We start from the raw sequence: 13,903 nt of genomic DNA, 5'->3' as shown, positions 1-13,903 counted from the left end.
GAACCCATGACTATCTCCCCCTCTCTCAAGAAAAAACTCCTGGTCGCTTTCGCTGCAGCGGTTGTTGCCGCGCTGGCCTGGTGGAGCTGGACGAGGTTTACCGACAGCGGCCCGGGCGAAGGATTCGTCAACGGCAATGGCCGCATCGAAGCCACCGAGATCGACGTGGCCACCAAGCTTCCCGGCCGCATCGAAGACATCCTGGTGCGTGAAGGCGATTTCGTCACAGCCGGCCAGCCACTGGCCAAGATGCGGCTGGAAACGCTGGAAGCGCAGCGCGACGAGGCCCTGGCCATGCGTCAGCAGGCTGAGCATTCGGTGACCGCGGCGCAGGCACAGGTGGCGCTGCGTGAAGCCGACGTGACTGCCGCCTTGGCTCTGGTTGGTCAGCGCGAGTCCGAACTGGACGCCGCGCAACGGCGCCTGACACGCTCCAGCACGCTGTCGAGTGAGGGAGCCGCCTCGATCCAGGAACTGGACGATGACCGGGCGCGCGTACGGGGCGCCCAAGCGACCCTCGCGGCCAGCAAGGCACAGGCCGCCGCTGCCCGCGCCGCGGTCGAAGCCGCCAGGGCGCAGCTTGTCGGCGCGCAGTCTAGTGTGTCCGCCGCTACGGCCAGTATCAGCCGCATCGAAGCCGACATCCGCGACAGCGAACTGCGGTCTCCGCGCGACGGACGGGTTCAGGTGCGTGTCGCGCAACCCGGTGAGGTGCTTGGAGCGGGCGGACGTGTCTTGAACCTCCTTGATCTGTCGGACGTGTACATCACCTTCTTCCTGCCCGAAACCGTGGCCGGCCGCGTTGCGCTGGGTTCGGAGGTTCGCATCATTCTGGATGCCGCGCCCGAGTATGTGATTCCAGCCACCGTTTCCTTCGTCGCCAGCGCAGCGCAGTTCACCCCCAAGACGGTGGAAACCGCCAGTGAGCGACAAAAGCTGATGTTTCGCGTGCGCGCACAGATCTCGCAGGAGCTGCTGCGTAAGCACCTGAACCAGGTCAAGACCGGTCTGCCCGGCGTGGCCTGGGTCAAGCTCGACGCCAAGGCCGAGTGGCCTCAGAACCTCTCCGTTCGTGTGCCGGAGTAAGGTATGAGCCACAGCGCGCAGCTCGCGACCGTTGCCAGTGCCCATCAGGTAAGCCTGCGCTACGGCGACGTCATTGCCCTGGATGGCATTGACCTGGACATCCCCGCTGGACGGATGGTCGGTCTGATCGGCCCCGACGGCGTGGGTAAGTCCAGCCTGCTCTCGTTGCTGGCCGGTGTGCGCATCATCCAGGAAGGCACGGTCGAGGTGCTCGGTGGCGACATGGCCAGCAAGGCCCATCGCAAGCAGGTATGCCCGCGCATCGCCTACATGCCGCAGGGACTGGGCAAAAACCTGTATCCGACGCTCTCGGTCGAGGAGAATCTGCAATTCTTCGCGCGGCTGTTCGGCCATGACGCGCCCGAGCGCCGCCAGCGCATCGATGAGCTGACCCAGGCCACTGGCCTGTTCAAATTCCTGGAGCGCCCGGCAGGCAAGCTGTCCGGGGGCATGAAGCAAAAACTCGGCCTGTGCTGCGCGCTGATTCATGACCCGGATTTTCTGATTCTCGATGAGCCGACGACTGGCGTGGACCCGCTGGCGCGCGCGCAGTTCTGGGATCTGATCGAGCGCATCCGCGCCGACCGCCCCGGCATGAGCGTGATCGTGGCTACCGCCTACATGGATGAGGCACAGCGCTTCGACTGGCTCGCCGCCATCGACGACGGCAAGGTCCTCGCCACCGGTACGCCGAAGGAATTGCTGGAGACAACAAACAGCCCGAACCTGGAAGAGGCATTCATCCGCCTGCTCCCGGAAGAGAAAAAGCGCGGACACCAAGCGGTTGTCATTCCGCCTCTGCCTGAGGACGGCGCGGACGATATCGCCATCGAAGCCGAGGGGCTGACCATGCGCTTTGGCGACTTCGTTGCCGTCGACAGCGTGTCCTTCCGCATCCGGCGCGGTGAAATCTTCGGCTTCCTCGGCTCCAACGGCTGCGGCAAGTCTACGACGATGAAGATGCTCACCGGGCTACTGCCGGCGAGCGAGGGACGAGCCTGGCTGTTCGGTCATGAGGTGGACCCGCATGACTTGGACACCCGCCGCCGCGTCGGCTACATGTCGCAGGCATTCTCGCTCTACAGCGAAATCACGGTACGCCAGAACCTGGAGTTGCACGCCAAGCTGTTCAGCGTGCCCCCGAAGGACATTCCGGGCCGCGTCGAAGAGATGGTGGAGCGCTTCGGCCTGGTGGAAGTCATCGACAGCTTGCCGGCCAGCCTGCCTCTGGGCATACGCCAGCGCCTGTCGCTGGCAGTCGCCATGGTGCACAAGCCCGAACTGTTGATTCTGGACGAGCCGACCTCCGGGGTCGATCCAGTAGCGCGCGATGCATTCTGGCGGCTGCTCATCGAGCTGTCACGTCGCGACCGGGTGACGGTCTTCATTTCCACCCACTTCATGAACGAGGCCGAACGCTGCGACCGCATGTCAATGATGCATGCGGGCAAGGTGCTCGACAGCGACGTGCCCGCCAAGCTGGTCGAGAAGCGCGGCGCTAAAACCCTCGAAGAGGCCTTCATCGGCTACCTCATCGAGGCGGAGGGCGGCACGGTCGCTCCCGCCGGCCCCACCGAGGCCGCCAATACGGCGATTCAGACGCCAGCGACACACACTGAGCACATCGGGCACAACGCTGAAGGCTTCAGCCTGCGCCGCATGCTCAGCTATCTGTGGCGCGAAGCACTGGAACTGCAGCGCGATCCGGTGCGCGCCACCCTGGCGCTGGGCGGTTCGCTGCTCCTGATGTTCGCGATCGGCTTCGGCATCACCTTGGACGTCGAGGACCTGAGCTATGCGGTGCTCGATCGCGACCAGACCACGCTCAGCCAGAACTACACGCTGAACTTGGCCGGCTCGCGCTACTTCACAGAGCACCCGCCTATCGTCGATTACGAGGATCTCGACCGGCGCATGCGCAGCGGCGAACTGTCGCTGGCCATCGAAATCCCCGCTGGCTTTGCCCGCGATGTGTTGCGGGGCCAGAACGTGCAGATCGGTGCGTGGCTCGACGGCGCCATGCCGCAGCGCGCCGAAACCGTGCAGGGCTACGTTCAGGGCATGCACCAGCACTGGCTGCTGGTACAGGCCAGCGAGCGCGGCGGCGCCAGCGCAGCAGGCAATGCGAGCGTCGAGACGCGCTTTCGCTACAACCCCGATGTCAAGAGCCTGCCGGCGATGGTGCCCGCCGTGATTCCCCTGTTGCTGCTCATGCTGCCGGCGATGCTGACCGCGCTGGCGGTGGTGCGCGAGAAAGAGACAGGCTCGATCACCAATCTGTACGTGACGCCGGTGACGCGCATCGAGTTCCTGCTTGGCAAGCAACTGCCCTATGTCGGCCTGGCCATGATGAACTTCCTGCTGATGAGCCTGCTCGCGGTCACCATCTTCGGTGTGCCGGTCAAGGGCAGCTTCTTGACCCTGGCGCTGGCCGCGCTGATCTTCTCCTTCGCCGCGACAGGCATGGGGCTGCTCGCCTCGGCCGTCACGCGCAGCCAGATCGCGGCCATGTTCTTTGCCATGATCGGCACCCTGATTCCGGCCACCCAGTTCGCCGGCCTGATCGATCCCGTGTCCTCGCTTGAAGGCTCCAGCAAGTTCATCGGCGAGATCTACCCCGCCACGCACATGATCTCCATCAGCCGTGGCGTGTTCAGCAAAGCGCTCGGCCTGGCCGATCTGGCGGGGCCGTTGTGGTCGATGCTGCTGTCGGTTCCGGTGATTCTCGGTGCGGCCGTTTTGCTACTCAAGAAGCAGGAGCGCTGAGATGCGCAGACGAAACCTGGCCAACATCTACCAGCTCGGTGTCAAGGAGCTATGGAGTCTTTGGCGTGATCCGATGATGCTCGTACTCATCGTCTATGTGTTCACCGCGTCGGTCTACACCAGGGCCACGTCCATGCCGGAGACGCTGCACAACGCGCCCATCGCCATCGTCGACGAGGATAATTCGGCGCTGTCCCAACGGATTGCCTCGGCGTTCTACCCGCCGCAGTTCACGCCACCGGCCATGATCGACTATGGAAGCGTAGATCCGGGCATGGATGCCGGGCAGTACACCTTTGCCCTGGTCATTCCGCCCAACTTCCAGCGCGACGTGCTGGCGGGGCGATCGCCTGCCGCGCAGCTCAATGTCGATGCCACCCGCATGAGCCAGGCCTTCACCGGCAGTGGCTATATACAGCAGATCTTCACCGGCGAAGTCAATGAGTTCGTCAAGCGTTACCGCGGCACCGACGCGCCACCCGTGGATCTGGCATTGCGCGCACGCTTCAACCCGGCACTGGACAAGGCCTGGTTCGGCTCGGTGGTGCAGATCATCAACCACATCACGCTGTTGTCCATCATCCTGACCGGCGCAGCGCTGATCCGGGAGCGCGAGCACGGCACCATCGAGCACCTGCTGGTGATGCCGGTTACACCCGCGCAGATCATGCTCTCCAAGGTCTGGTCGATGGCCCTGGTCGTGCTGATCGCCTCCTTCCTGTCCCTCAATCTCATGGTGCGCGGCGTCCTGGGCGTTCCAGTCGAGGGTTCCATTGCACTGTTCTTCGCTGGCGCGGCGCTCAGTCTGTTCGCCACCACGTCGATGGGCATCTTCCTCGCCACCCTGGCGCGCAACATGCCGCAGTTCGGTATGTTGATGATGCTCACCATCATGCCGCTGCAGATGCTCTCGGGTGGCACCACGCCACGCGAAAGCATGCCCGAGATCGTGCAGAACATCATGCTGGTCGCACCCACCACCCATTTCGTGGAACTGAGCCAGGCCATCCTTTATCGGGGCGCGGGGCTGGAGACGGTGTGGCAGCCCTTCCTGGCGCTGGCCTTGATCGGCGCGGTGCTGTTTTTCCTGTCGCTGGCACGCTTTCGCAAAACGATCGGCCAGATGGCCTGATCGTCTGACCGCCCGATTGGGCATTTCAACCCAAGCAAGGAGTTTGACCATGAGCAATGAAACCATCCCCCTCAACCTGTTCAAGGCGAACCTGGAACTGCAACTGCGCCTGCAGCGCCTGATGCAGGAAAACGGCCAGCAATGGCTGGAGAACGCCACGCGCGCGGGCAGCGAAAACATTGCCGAGTCCGGCACTGAGATCGAAAGCCTGCTCAAGGCCCAGAACTGGCAGGAGTTGGCCACGCTGCCCGCGCAGGCCTTCTGGCGTCAGTTTCAGCACCAGATGGGTGGCGCGCAGGCACTAACGCAAGTCGCAATCAAGAATCAGACCACCTTCACTCAAGGCCTGCAGCAAGCCATTCAGGACTGGCAGAAATCGGTTACGCAGGCCGTAGGCCAGGGCGATGCGGTACTCCCGTTCCAGGATATTTTCAAACAGTGGGGAGCCGTGTGGGCCTCGGCACAGGACAAGGAGGCACCGGGCAAGACCGGTGGTCGCAATGCCGGCTGAACAACGCACCGCCCTGGTCACGGGCGGCAACGGTGGCCTGGGCGAGGCCATCGCCCGGGCCTTACACGATGCTGGCCATACCGTGATCGTCGTCCACTCGCCAGGCAATGCCAGCATCGGCGCGTGGTTGGAAGCCCAGGCGGGTGAAGGTTACAACTTCATCGCCTACGGCGCGGATGTGGCCGACCATGCCTCCTGCCAGGAGCTGGCCGGCCTCATTCAAGCAGACGGTCACCACATCGACATTCTGGTCAACAACGCGGGCATCACGCGTGATGCTACGTTCCGCAAGCTGAGCTACGCCGATTGGGATGCGGTCCTGCGCGTCAATCTCGATTCTGTATTCAACGTCACTCGGCCATTCATTGACGGCATGCTCGAACGCGGCTGGGGCAGGATCGTCAACATCTCCTCGATCAACGGCTCCAAGGGGCAGTTCGGCCAGACCAACTACTCCGCCGCAAAGGCCGGCATGCATGGCTTCACTAAAGCCCTTGCGCAGGAGGTGGCGCGCAAGGGCGTGACGGTCAACACCGTCTCGCCGGGGTATCTGGATACGAAGATGGTGACGAGCATGTCGGAGGAGGTGGTCAAGCAGGTGATTGCCGGTATTCCCGTGGGTCGTCTGGGACGGCCTGAGGAAATCGCCGCACTGGTTGCATTCATCGCCAGCGAGTCTGCGGGGTTCATGACCGGCAGCAACGTGTCGATGAATGGTGGCCAGCACATGTACTGAGTGAGGAAGGGCCAGCAAGACGATGTGCCTGCGGCCCCTTGCCATTCAATTTTTCAGTTTCATCACAGAAGGAGTGCCCATCGCCATGAATCAAGACACCACGACATCACCAACGGCCGCTTGGGGGCAGTTGCTGTGGGACCCGTTGCGACTATCGGCGATGGCAAACGAGTATGCAGTGGATGCCTGGCAGCGGTCCATTCTGTATGCCGACGTTCGCCGCCAACGCGGCAACCAGTACCAGGAGCATTTGCAGGAGCAGACGCCGAACGTACTCGACTTCGCCTCTGAGGTCATCATGTCCGGGCTGGACCTTCCGCAGCCGGTCAACTATGGCCTCGTACGTATCCTGCCGCCAGCCGACACGCCGAGCGATCCCCACAAGCGACCGTTCGTGGTGGTCGATCCACGAGCGGGCCACGGCCCAGGCATCGGCGGCTTCAAACCCGATAGCGAGGTCGGCGCGGCCCTCAAGGCTGGCCATCCCTGCTACTTCGTAGGCTTTCTGCCCGATCCCGTTCCCGGCCAGACCGTCGAAGACGTCATGCGCGCCGAAGCGGCCTTCGTGCGCAAGGTCGGCGAGCTGCACCCCGACAGCCGCGGCAAGCCTGCGGTCATCGGCAATTGCCAGGCGGGCTGGCAGATCCTGATGGCAGCTGCCGTCTGGCCCGAACTGTTCGGACCGATCATCGTCGCCGGCGCGCCGCTGTCGTACTGGGCGGGCGACATGCCGATGCGCTATGCAGGCGGCCTGACCGGCGGTAGTTGGTTGACGGCATTGACCGGCGATCTGGGCGCCGGTCGGTTCGACGGCGCCTGGCTGGTACAGAACTTCGAGAACCTGGACCCGGCCAATACGCTGTGGAGCAAACAGTACAACCTGTACGCCAATGTCGACACGGAAGGCCCGCGCTACTTGCAGTTCGAAAAGTACTGGGGCGGCCACGTCTTCCTGAATGACGTGGAGATGCAGTACATCGTCGATAACCTGTTCATCGGCAACAAGCTGAGCACCGCCCAACTGATGACATCCGATGGCGTGCGCATCGACCTGCGCAATATTCGCTCGCCGATCCTGGTGTTCTGCTCCTATGGGGACAACATCACCCCGCCGCCCCAGGCCCTGGGCTGGATCACCGACCTGTACCGCAACGACCTGGACGTGCTGGGACATGACCAGACCATCGTCTACGCTACCCATGACAGCATCGGACATCTGGGAATCTTCGTCTCCGGCAGCGTCGGGCGTAAAGAGCACCAGGAGTTCGCTGCGAACATCGACATCATCGACGTGCTGCCGGCAGGCATTCACCACATGCAAATCGATGAGCATCCCGACCCAGTGCAGGAAGGAGACCCAACCAGTGACGTCTTCCTGACGCGGATTCGCCGCAGCAGCATCGATGAAGTCCGTGAGATCGTCCGTCCCGACCCTGAGAACGATCGCCGGTTCGCCGCCGTTGCGCGGATCTCCGAGGTCAACCTGGCTTGCTACCGCAGCTTCGTGCAGCCATGGATGCGTGCCCTGGTCACGGACCAGGGTGCGAAGTGGCTGGAGCAGCTGCATCCGCTGCGCATGGGCTATGAATTGTGGTCTGACAGGCATCCGCTCGCCGCCGCAGTACATGAGGCTGCGCAACACGTGCGCGACCATCGTCAGCCCGTCTCCGAGGCCAACCCTTTCCTGCAACTGCAGGCGCAGTTTTCCACCGCCGTCGAACAGATGCTGGATCAATTCCGTGATTGCCGCGACCAGATCTACGCACAGGCGTTTGACACGCTGTACAGCCTGCCGCTGGTGCAGGCCATGACTGGACAGAGCCTGCACGACGATGCACCGCCGCGACCCCATCCCAGCGAGACGCCCGAGCACCGCCAGTATCTGGTGCAAGAATTGACCCGCCTCGAAGGAGCCGTTCACAGCGGTGGGCTGGTGGAAGCAGCCATACGGGCACTGTTCTTCGTGCTGGCCGAGCGTGGCGAGGCCGATGAACGGCATTTTCGCCACGCAGAAGAGCTGGTGCGCCCCCAACTGGGCAACGACTTCGACATGCAGGCCTTCCGCCACCTCGTGCGTCGCCAGGCTTTGCTCATGAGGCTCCTCGAGGACGCCGCGGTGTCCGCCATCCCCGGGCTGCTGAACAACGTAGCGCCTGATGACATCCGACAGGTTGCGGGGATGATCGCGCAGGTGCTCGGCAGCGGCGATGCGCTGTCCGCACCAGAGCAAGCCAAGTTGAAGCAGGTGTCTACCCTGTTCGAGCAGGCGATCCGCCGGGCGCAGGCGGCTTCGGCGCCCGCTATGCCCTCTGCCCATGACGCACCCTCTGCGGTCGCGGACACGAAACCCAAGACCTCCTCGCCAAAGCCGAAGGCGCCTCAAAAGACAACCGCGTCCAAGACACCCGCCGCGCCGCAGACAAGACAAACACGGCGAGGAAAAAGCACATGACGACTTCGCCCAAACCGGTCGATGCCACTGCCGATGCATGGCATGTCCTGCGCAACCGCACCTTCGACGAGATCGCCATCGGCGACAGCGCCAGCCTCGAACGCACGTTTTCTTCGCAAGACATCCACATGTTCGCGCTGCAATCGGGTGATGTGGATCCAGAACCTGCTGTGTCCTCAAGCGCTCGGGGCACCACGGAGGCCATTTGTGCAAACGCCCTGATCTCGGCTGTGCTGGGAACACGCCTGCCGGGGCCTGGAACCCAATATGTCAGCCAGAACCTGCGCTTGCTCGGAGCCGTTCGGCCCGGCGACAGGCTGACCGTGCAGATGCAGGTGAGCAGCAAAGACACGGCCACCCATCACGTCACGCTGGACTGCACCTGCACCAGCCAGGAGGGGGTGGCGATTTTCGGTTGTGTCGCAATAAGCGGATCTGGTAAAGTTTGGTATGGACGATTTTCGCAAAAGCCTCATCAAAAGTACCCTCTGCAAGGTTCTTAAACGACTGCATTATCCGTTGGGCCTCCAAAGGTCAGCCTTTGTCCAAAGCTGAACAGTTTTATAGTTTAGCTTTTTAATTTTCCGGACTCTCGCCACATTTTTTGTCCGTTCTACCTTATTGCGACACAACCCGGCTTGCGCTTCTGGGTTCTTCCAACTCACTGCGGATTCAATCGCCTTTTTGTCTTTGGCGTCGAGGCTGATAGCGGCAAGCTTGGCCGCTTTCGCGACAGCGTCTTCGTAGCCATTCATATCATCGCACTGTGCTGTACCGATCTGCACTTGCAAGGCTTTGGCTTTCAGCATGATGGCTTTGGTGCTGATCCATGTGCTGCGGTCCAGCAGGTCTTTGATTTGCTTTTCTTTGAGATCGGCGAAATGGGTTTTGATGTAACGACGGATTGCTTCTTCGTGGCTGCTGAGGTGACCGTAATGAGCACAATCGGGCGCATCGCTCCAGATCGCATTGGGTAGATTCGCAAACTCTGCATAAGCCCATTGCATGACGCTGTTCAAGGCACCTGATTCAAAACGCAGTGTGGCGATGCGTTCGTCTGAGAATTGGTAAGACTGGCGCAATGGGCGTTCTATGGTGATACGGCGATAGCCAAACTCATGTGTTTTGAAAATTTTGGCGGCGAAGGTTTTTGCGGCCTCTGTTTTCGGGTTAGCCGATTGGCGACCGCGATTACTCTTGGCTTCTGCGGGTTTATCAAGCTCACGGGCATCCACTACTTCAAAATTGCCGAAGCATTTGGTGATGGTGGCGATGTCGTCACCGCTCATTTCATTGCGCTTGCTGCCCAAAGACTTACGCATCTTGCCGCAGAGGTTAGCGCCGTTGATCAATTGCACTTGGTTTTTACGTGTGGCTGCTTTTTTGTTCGACAGCACCCAAACATAAGTCGCAATGCCGGTGTTGTAGAACATATCGGTCGGCAAGGCGACAATCGCTTCGAGTAAATCGGCTTCGAGGATGTAGCGGCGTATTTCTGATTCACCCGAACCCGCGCCGCCTGTGAACAAAGGCGAGCCATTGAGAATAATGCCGATGCGACCACCACCATCTTTGGCATCACGCAACTTGCTGATGAGGTGCAGCAGGAACAATAAAGAGCCATCGGAAACCCTTGGCAAACCAGCACCGAAGCGTCCGTCAAACCCTTTCTCTGTATGTTCCCTAACGATATCGTCTTCAATTTTTTTCCAATCGACGCCGAATGGCGGATTAGAGAGCATGTAGTCAAACTTAGTGGCGTGAAGCTGATCGTTGGAGAGCGTATTACCGAGTTTGATATTACCGACCTCTTGGCCTTTGATCAGCATATCGGCTTTACAGATGGCGTAGCTCTCGGGGTTCAGTTCTTGACCATAGGCGCGCATCACAGCATTGGGGTTGAGCTCATGCACATATTCCATGCCCGCTGACAAAAAGCCGCCTGTACCCGCTGTCGGGTCATAAATGGTGCGGATGATGCCTGACTTGGTCAGCGCTTCGTCGTCTTCCATGAACACCAGCGACGTCGTCAGGCGCACGATGTCTCGCGGAGTAAAGTGCTCACCGGCAGTTTCGTTCGAGCCTTCAGCGAAGCGGCGGATTAACTCTTCAAACACCAAGCCCATGTCGTGATTCGAGACCGCCTTGGGGCTGAGATCAATGGTGCGCACTTTTTGCACGACTTTGTAGAGCAAATTAGCGTCGTTCAGTTGACCGATAAATTCGGCGAAATTGAAGTATTCAAAAATCTCACGCGCATCTTTGGAAAAACTTTGAATATAGCTTTCTAAGTTGGCCTTAATACCGCTCTCACCCAATTTGGAGAGATCCATCTTGGAGGTGTTATAAAAACTCAGTTGATGCTCGCCCACTTTGGTGGCGCGCAAGAGCAATTTTTCTTGCGCTTCTTCTGGCAAATTCATCGCCTGCACTTTTTCGTATTCGGCCAGTACCGCGTCTTTCGTCGCTTCCAACACGCACTCTAAGCGGCGCAATAAGCAAAACGGCAAGATGATGCGGCCATATTGACTTTGTTTGAAATCTCCACGAAGAAGGTCGGCGATGGCCCATGAATCTGAGGCAAGGTTGTTTGAAGTTTGAGTCATTATTCGGCTAAGATTGCTACGGGAAAATGCTGGATACACATCATTTTTTATTGATGTCAGTGATGGCAACGATGGGTCACTCTGGTATTTTGTAACAAATGTGATAATAACCCATGCGCCACACAAAACCCATAGCCAATAATAAGTGCCCTCTCCCTTTACTCACTGGCGATAAATGATTTACGTCTTTGGCTCGTGCCTTTTGGTCGCAGCGTAAAAGTGTCCGGGCAAAATTGCGGCTGATGATGAAGCGTATTTTGCGGAAATACAAATATTCGCCGGATCAACAAGAAGACGCCATTCAAACTGTCTTGCAACAGGCGGAAAGTCTAAGTGCTGAATGGAGTTAACATTAGTCCGCGCATTCACAAGGACATAAAAGAGGCGGGCATTTATTGCAGTGAGAATCGCGTTGCGACAATAATCAAAGAAATAATGCCGCCATGAGTCAAAACCTCCATCATCAGGAAAACGATGCCGTGCCCACCGATCCGGATAACATACAGCGACTTGCCCCAGGCCGGTCTGAGTCCCAGAACCATTCGCCTATTGACCGGATACTGCAGCGCGCTGGCCGGCATCATTTCGCCTTTTTCCGTGCTTACCTTGAAGGCCTCGATCAATATGAGATGGCCAAGCGTTATTTAGAAAATGCCACCACGACCAGGATATCGAGTAAAGAAATTGTCACCACATTGCAATGGATTCGAAAGGATCTGTCTGTTATCGCGAAGCGGCACGGTAAATTCGCGTATGCCCGCATTATTAATATTGAACCAGAGCAATTAAAGCCAGTCTCGACTGTCGAAGTTCCCTCTCTGGAGGCGTATCGTGAAGAACGCGATCCATACGAGATGTATTCCGAAGCGGATTTGATCGAGCTATTCGAAGAAGAATATGGTGATGTCCAGCCGGATCCACGCCAAAAAAGAAAAGCGAGCCTCTTAAAAAAGCAGAATGAAGCATTGAACTGGCTGGAAGCCAAAGTAGCGATTGCCCCGCACCTCAATGATCCGGTCGGTGCCTGGATTATTCCGGCAGTGGCGCAGCGGCTGATCGCCGCGCAGATTGATACCGTGGGGGACCTCTTGAATACGATTAACCTGAAGGGACGCCTCTGGTACCGGAACTTGAATCAGGTCGGTGAAGTGACCGCGGCTCGCTTGGTGAAATGGCTGCAGCTGTATGAAAAAGATCTAGGACAATCGGTCAGTACATTCGCCATGGTCAAGCACCGTGACCTCGATGTCGCAGCGATGGAAGCCAGTCGCCGTAAAGAGTTTGGCATAGTGCCATTGGAGTATTTCCAGCCCAACCCTTTTTTGGATGGCAGCGTCGGGGAAAACCGTGCAGAACGCAACCGGAGCGGCGTCAATAATGACTATGATGCGATTCAGTCCTGGCTCAAACTCGTCGAAGACAATGCCAACACCTACCGCAATTACAGAAAAGAAGCCGAACGATTTCTGCTGTGGTCTGTCTTAGAACGCGGCAAAGCCCTCTCCTCTCTGATGGCTGACGATTGCATCGCGTATAAAAGCTTCTTAAACGACCTGGGCCGACTCACACCCGAAGCATGGTCAAGCAAATACTGTATTCCACAACAGGACTGGCTTGGAAAGCGACATACCGTCCGCTGGAGCCCGCTGTGGCGTCCGTTTGAGAATCCGGTGCGCGCGAAGAAAGCCCTGCCCTCTAAAATTCTGAAACAATTCGATGGCATGCCTCCGGATCTCTCCGTCGAAAAGACAGGCGTGCTCTCCGTCGCATCGCAGAAACAGGCAATCACGATCGTCAAAATGCTGTGCGAAACACTGGTGCGTCAACGCTACCTTGACAGCAATCCCTTTGAGACGGTAAAGGCCAGCAAGTTTGGCGTGTTTAAGTCGGATGCAACCAGGTCATTCACACAGCAACAATGGGATTTCTTAATCCAGCACCTTGAGACATACGAAAAAAATAGCCGATATTTCAGGCTACGTTTCATGTTGACATTAGCGTATGAAACGGGCATGCGGCTGTCAGAAATGGCGGTCGCCCGGGCTGGGGACATCCAGAGTTTTCCTCTGTCTGGTTCGTCAGAGATGGGCTATCAACTCCACGTCATCGGCAAAGGATCTAAACCGCGTGATGTCGCTTTGAGTCACAACGTTATTCAAGAATTGAACACCTATCTTGCTCATCGTGGAATGACTTCGTATCAAGACGTGCCACCGGAAACCCCTTTAATCGATGTGGTGCCCGGCTTCACTTTGTACGAAACGGGTGAAAATGGAGAGAAATCGACCGAATTGAGAAAGCCGGAACGCACACTTTCATCGCGCAGGATTTTCGATATCCTCAAAGCGTTCTTTGTTGAGGCTGCGTACTGTATGGCGAAAGAATCGAAGGAAGACGCAAGGCACATGCACCGAGCCAGTACACACTGGTTACGCCATACCTGTGGTTCTCATGCGATTGCCAATGGGGTTCCTGTCCAGATTATCCAGGATCAATTCGGTCATGCATCGATCGACACCACGACGATCTACGTGACGACGGAGCGGGATAACAAATTCAAGGCATTCAACCAGTTTTCTGAAACGGTCAAAAATAAATGATCTGATCAACTCTC

9 protein-coding genes and 1 pseudogene are annotated in these 13,903 nt (G+C 58.5%); 9 read left to right on the top strand and 1 reads right to left on the bottom strand.

Annotated features, from left to right (window positions below):
* The first annotated feature begins 6 nt into the window (after positions 1-6).
* From ACOTSW_RS16455 to ACOTSW_RS16425, 7 genes are all read left to right on the top strand, one after another.
* Complete coding sequence (locus tag ACOTSW_RS16455) at positions 7-1,086, top strand: HlyD family secretion protein (RefSeq protein WP_423680164.1); 1,080 nt, start codon at positions 7-9, stop codon at positions 1,084-1,086.
* Between the two features lie 3 nt (positions 1,087-1,089).
* Positions 1,090-3,852 carry a ribosome-associated ATPase/putative transporter RbbA gene (rbbA, locus tag ACOTSW_RS16450; protein WP_423680163.1) on the top strand — a complete coding sequence of 921 codons (2,763 nt, stop codon included), beginning with the start codon at positions 1,090-1,092 and terminating at the stop codon, positions 3,850-3,852.
* 1 nt (position 3,853) lies between these two features.
* Positions 3,854-4,984: an ABC transporter permease gene (locus ACOTSW_RS16445; protein WP_423680162.1), complete on the top strand. Its 1,131-nt coding sequence runs from the start codon at positions 3,854-3,856 to the stop codon at positions 4,982-4,984.
* Positions 4,985-5,033: 49 nt separating this feature from the next.
* The gene (locus ACOTSW_RS16440) at positions 5,034-5,495 is read left to right on the top strand and encodes a phasin family protein (protein ID WP_423680161.1); all 462 of its coding nucleotides are present in this window, start codon (positions 5,034-5,036) and stop codon (positions 5,493-5,495) included.
* Positions 5,485-6,231, top strand: coding sequence for an acetoacetyl-CoA reductase (phbB, locus tag ACOTSW_RS16435; RefSeq protein ID WP_423680160.1), 747 nt, complete (start codon positions 5,485-5,487; stop codon positions 6,229-6,231). Before ACOTSW_RS16440 ends, phbB begins: the two co-directional genes overlap by 11 nt.
* 85 nt (positions 6,232-6,316) lie before the next feature.
* Entirely contained in the window at positions 6,317-8,683 is a 2,367-nt protein-coding gene (locus tag ACOTSW_RS16430) for a DUF3141 domain-containing protein (protein ID WP_423680159.1), read from the top strand.
* Positions 8,680-9,186, top strand: coding sequence for a hypothetical protein (locus ACOTSW_RS16425; RefSeq protein ID WP_423680158.1), 507 nt, complete (start codon positions 8,680-8,682; stop codon positions 9,184-9,186). Before ACOTSW_RS16430 ends, ACOTSW_RS16425 begins: the two co-directional genes overlap by 4 nt.
* Before the next feature lie 9 nt (positions 9,187-9,195).
* Here ACOTSW_RS16425 and ACOTSW_RS16420 read toward each other — a convergent pair whose 3' ends face one another.
* Positions 9,196-11,289: a type I restriction-modification system subunit M gene (locus ACOTSW_RS16420; protein ID WP_423682355.1), complete on the bottom strand. Its 2,094-nt coding sequence runs from the start codon at positions 11,287-11,289 to the stop codon at positions 9,196-9,198.
* Between the two features lie 203 nt (positions 11,290-11,492).
* Here ACOTSW_RS16420 and ACOTSW_RS16415 point away from each other — a divergent pair.
* Together ACOTSW_RS16415 and ACOTSW_RS16410 are read left to right on the top strand one after the other, a co-directional pair.
* Positions 11,493-11,639: pseudogene (locus ACOTSW_RS16415) on the top strand (type I restriction enzyme endonuclease domain-containing protein); the annotation flags it as partial.
* Between the two features lie 93 nt (positions 11,640-11,732).
* On the top strand, positions 11,733-13,889 hold the full coding sequence (locus ACOTSW_RS16410; RefSeq protein WP_423680157.1) for a tyrosine-type recombinase/integrase: 2,157 nt from the start codon (positions 11,733-11,735) through the stop codon (positions 13,887-13,889).
* The last annotated feature ends 14 nt before the right edge of the window (positions 13,890-13,903 follow it).

This window comes from Undibacterium sp. WLHG33 (genome assembly GCF_049544815.1).
Taxonomy (GTDB): Bacteria; Pseudomonadota; Gammaproteobacteria; order Burkholderiales; family Burkholderiaceae_D; genus Undibacterium.
This window is presented reverse-complemented; position numbering and strand designations above follow the sequence as displayed.

Bases quoted from the DNA above. Each gene is read 5' to 3' on its own strand.
- ACOTSW_RS16455 (WP_423680164.1), top strand. From the start codon at position 7: ATGACTATCTCCCCCTCTCTCAAGAAAAAACTCCTGGTCGCTTTCGCT.
- rbbA (WP_423680163.1), top strand. From the start codon at position 1,090: ATGAGCCACAGCGCGCAGCTCGCGACCGTTGCCAGTGCCCATCAGGTA.
- ACOTSW_RS16445 (WP_423680162.1), top strand. From the start codon at position 3,854: ATGCGCAGACGAAACCTGGCCAACATCTACCAGCTCGGTGTCAAGGAG.
- ACOTSW_RS16440 (WP_423680161.1), top strand. From the start codon at position 5,034: ATGAGCAATGAAACCATCCCCCTCAACCTGTTCAAGGCGAACCTGGAA.
- phbB (WP_423680160.1), top strand. From the start codon at position 5,485: ATGCCGGCTGAACAACGCACCGCCCTGGTCACGGGCGGCAACGGTGGC.
- ACOTSW_RS16430 (WP_423680159.1), top strand. From the start codon at position 6,317: ATGAATCAAGACACCACGACATCACCAACGGCCGCTTGGGGGCAGTTG.
- ACOTSW_RS16425 (WP_423680158.1), top strand. From the start codon at position 8,680: ATGACGACTTCGCCCAAACCGGTCGATGCCACTGCCGATGCATGGCAT.
- ACOTSW_RS16420 (WP_423682355.1), bottom strand. From the start codon at position 11,289: ATGACTCAAACTTCAAACAACCTTGCCTCAGATTCATGGGCCATCGCC.
- ACOTSW_RS16410 (WP_423680157.1), top strand. From the start codon at position 11,733: ATGAGTCAAAACCTCCATCATCAGGAAAACGATGCCGTGCCCACCGAT.